This is a genomic window from Streptomyces sp. NPDC104106, from assembly GCF_055584345.1.
Genome location: NZ_JBVJMF010000054.1, coordinates 1 through 4,067 on the forward strand (window position 1 = coordinate 1; position 4,067 = coordinate 4,067).

Genomic DNA, 4,067 nt, shown 5'->3' on the forward strand with positions numbered 1-4,067 from the left:
TCCAACAACTCCCGCCCCATCCCCAGCCACTGCGAACCCTGACCCGGAAACACCAACACCGTCCGCCCGACAGAAGCAGCACCGCCGGTCACCACGGCGGGGCTGTTCTCGCCGCGGGTGAGCGCGTCCAGTCCGGCGACGGCCTCCTCGCGGGTGCCTGCCACGACCACGGCACGGTCCGGCAGCGCGGCCCGCCTGGTCGCCAGGACGGCTGCGACGTCGGTGGGCGTCGCGTCGGTGCCGGCGAGGAAGGCGGCGAGCCGTGCGGCCTGCCCGGCGAGCGCCGTGGCGCCACGAGCCGACACCACGAACGGGACGACGGTGGGCGGTCGTTCCGCCTCGAACGGGACGACGCCGGCCGGTCGTTCTGCCTCGTCGGCGGGGTCCTCCCGGGTTTCGGAGGCCTCTTCGAGGATGACGTGCGCGTTGGTGCCGCTGAGCCCGAACGACGACACCGCGGCCCGGCGCGGTCGCCCCGGGTCGGCCCACTCACGGGCCTCGGTGAGCAGCCGTACCGCACCGGCCGACCAGTCGACCTGGGAGGAGGGCGCGTCGACGTGCAGCGTCGCGGGCATCTCGCGGTGCCGCAGGGCCTGTACCGCCTTGATCACGCCGGCGACCCCGGCGGCGGCCTGGGCGTGCCCGATGTTGGACTTCAACGAGCCGAGCCACAGGGGTCGTTCGGGCTCCCGGTCCTTGCCGTAGGTCGCCAGCAGGGCCTGCGCCTCGATCGGGTCGCCCAGGACCGTGCCCGTGCCGTGCCCCTCCACCAGGTCCACGTCCGCCGGGGTCAGCCCGGCGGCGGCCAGCGCCTTGCGGATCACCCGCTGCTGTGAGGGCCCGTTGGGCGCGGTGAGCCCGTTGGAGGCGCCGTCCTGGTTGACGGCGCTGCCGCGGATCACGGCCAGCACCGGGTGCCCCTTGCGCCGCGCCTGCGACAGCCGCTCCAGTACGACCACGCCCGCGCCCTCGGCCCAGCCGGTGCCGTCGGCGGCGTCGGCGTACGACTTGCACCGCCCGTCCGAGGCCAGCGCCCGCTGCCGGGAGAACTCCATGAACATCCCGGGCCCGGCCATCACCGTGGAGCCGCCGGCCAGGGCCAGGGAGCATTCGCCGGTGCGCAGGGCCTGCGCGGCCAGGTGCAGGGCGACGAGGGAGGAGGAACAGGCGGTGTCGACGGTCACGGCGGGGCCCTCGAAGCCGAAGACGTACGACACCCGGCCGGAGGCCACGCTGGCTCCGGCGCCGGTCAGCGCGAAACCGCCCACTTCCTCCGGCACGTCGCCGCCGGAGTAGTAGTCGACGCCCATGATGCCGCTGAACACGCCGACGTCGGTGCCCTTGAGCGCGGTGGGGTCGATGCCGGCCTGCTCCAGCGCCTCCCAGGACGTCTCCAGCAGCAGCCGCTGCTGCGGGTCCATGGCCACCGCCTCGCGCGGCGAGATCCCGAAGAACACCGGGTCGAACAGCGGCGCCTCGTGCAGGAAGCCGCCTTGGGCGACGTAGGAGGTGCCGGTGTGTTCGGGGTCGGCGTCGAAGACCGTGTCGAGGTCCCAGCCGCGGTCCGCGGGGAACCCGGTGACGCCGTCGCGGCCCTCGCGGACCAGGCGCCACAGGTCCTCGGGGCTGCCGACTCCGCCGGGCAGCCGGCAGGCCATGCCCACCACGGCGATCGGCTCGCCGGGGTCGTGCGGCGTGGCCACCGGCGCGGGTGCGGCCGGGGTCGCCCCCTGGAACTCGGCGTGCAGGTGCCGGGCGAGGGCGAGCGGGGTCGGGTAGTCGAAGACGGCGGTGACGGGCAGGTTGAGGCCGGTGGCCTCGCGCAGCCGGTTGCGCAGTTCGACGGAGGTGAGGGAGTCGAACCCGGCGTCCTTGAAGGCCGTTTCGGTCCTGACCCGCTCCGGCCCGGTGTGCCCCAGGACGTTCGCGACATGGGTGCGGACCAGGTCGAGCAGCAGTGCCTCCTGCTCGGCGGGGGCCAGCCCGGCCAGCCGCCCGGCGAGTCCGTCCCGGCCCTCGCGTCCGCTCCCGCGCGCGGCACGCCGGCCCGCGCGGACGAGGCCGCGCAGCAGCGGCGGCACGGTCGCGTCGGCCCGCAGACTCCGCAGGTCCAGTTTCACCGGCACGAGCAGGGTCTGTCCGCTGCCCAGTGCCGCGTCGAACAGCCGCATGCCTTCCTCGGGCCCGAGCGGCAGCACACCGCCACGGCGGCTCATGCGGCCGCGGGACAGTTCGTCCAGGCCGGCGCCCATGCCGGTGGTCTGCTCCCACAAGCCCCAGGCCAGCGACTGCGCCGGGAACCCGGCCGCCCGACGACGCGCCACCAGGGCGTCCATGCAGGCGTTCGCGGCACCGTAACTCCCGGTTCCCGCACCCAGGAAGACGCCGGAGACGGACGAGTACGTGATGAACGCGTCCAGGTCGGGGGCGAGTTGACGTGTCAGCGCGTCCAGGTGCTCCACGGCGGTGACCTTCGGCGCGAACACCCGGGCCAGCCGCTCGGGTTCGATCTCGCCGACCACCCCCGCATCGAACACACCGGCCGCGTGGACGACGGCGGACAGCCGCCGCCCGCCCCCGGTCAGCCCGGTCAGCAGGGCCGCCACAGCGTCCCGGTCGGTCACATCACAGGCGGGCACGGCCACCGACTCCGCACCCAGCCCCTCCAGCTCCGCCACCAACTCCCGCGCCCCGTCGGCCTCCGGACCGCTGCGACTGACCAGCGCCAGGTGCCGGACGCCGTGCCGGGACACCAGATGCCGGGCCAGCAGCCCGGCCAGCGAACCCGTACCGCCGGTGATCAGGACCGTGCCCTGCGGGTCCAGCACCGGTGCCGCGGAGCCACCGACGGGAGACAACCTGGCCAGCCGCGGTACGTACAGCACCTCACCACGCACCGCCAGTTGCGGTTCACCGGTGGCGAGCAACACGCCCAGGCCCACCGCCTCGATCCCCGTATCACTACCGGGGTCCGTGTCCACGAGAACGATCCGGTCCGGGTTCTCCGCCTGCGCCGCACGCACCAACCCCCACACCGCCGCACCACCGGGATCAGTGACCGCCCCCTCACCACCAGCCGGCACCGCACCCCGCGTCACCACCACCAACCGCCCCTCCTCCACCGGCCGGTCCTCCGCCAACCACCCCCGCACCGCCCCCAGCACCCGACCCACCAACGCCACCGGCACATCACCGCCCCCACCAGTACGCGCCTCCACCACCCTCACACCCGAAACCACACCACCACCAGCACCGCTGACAGCCGACGACAGCACCCCCCACTCCACCCGGAACAACGCATCCGAACCGGACCCACTCCCAGCCGCCGCCTCCAACTGCTCCCCGGAGACGGCCCGCGAGACGAGCGAGTCCAGCGTCAGCACCGGGCCGCCGGTGTCGTCGACAGCCTCCAGCGACAGCGTGTCCGGGCCGGGACGCAGCAGCCGTACCCGGATCGACGTGGCGCCGGAGGCGTGCAGTGTGAGCCCGTTCCAGGCGAACGGCAGCCGCACCACCGGCTCCTCGTCCGCCACGGCGCCGTCACTGGCCCGGGCGGCCGCGTCCAGGATGCTCGCGTGCAGCGCGGCATCGAGCAGCGCCGGATGGATGCCGAACCCGGCGGCGTTCTCCCGCTGCTCCTGCGGTACGGCGACCTCGGCGAACACCTCGCCCTCGCGCCGCCAGACCTTCCGCACGCACTGGAACGCCGGGCCGTACCCGTATCCGGCGTGCGTCAGCTTGTCGTAGCCGTCGGTGATGTCGACCTGCTGGGCGCCGGGCGGGGGCCAGGCGGTGAAGTCGAAGGTGTGGGTGGCGGCGGGCGGGACGGCCGTGACCAGGGTCCCGCTGGCGTGCCGGGTCCAGCCGTCGGGGCCGCTCCGGGGGCCGGCGTCCTGGCGGGTGGAGTACACCTCCACGCTGCGGGCACCGGCCTCGTCCGGCCCGCCGACGGCGACCTGCACCCGCACGCCCCCCTGCTCGGGCACCACCAGTGGAGCCTCGATGACCAGTTCGTCCAGTACCCCGCAGCCGACCTCGTCACCGGCCCGGACCGCGAGTTCGACCAG

Annotated in this window: 1 protein-coding gene; it reads right to left on the reverse strand. The window is 74.4% G+C overall.

Annotation, left to right across the window (positions count from 1 at the left end):
* The coding region (locus tag ACZ60X_RS43740; protein WP_469611406.1) for an SDR family NAD(P)-dependent oxidoreductase at positions 1-4,067 on the reverse strand (4,067 nt) is incomplete at both ends.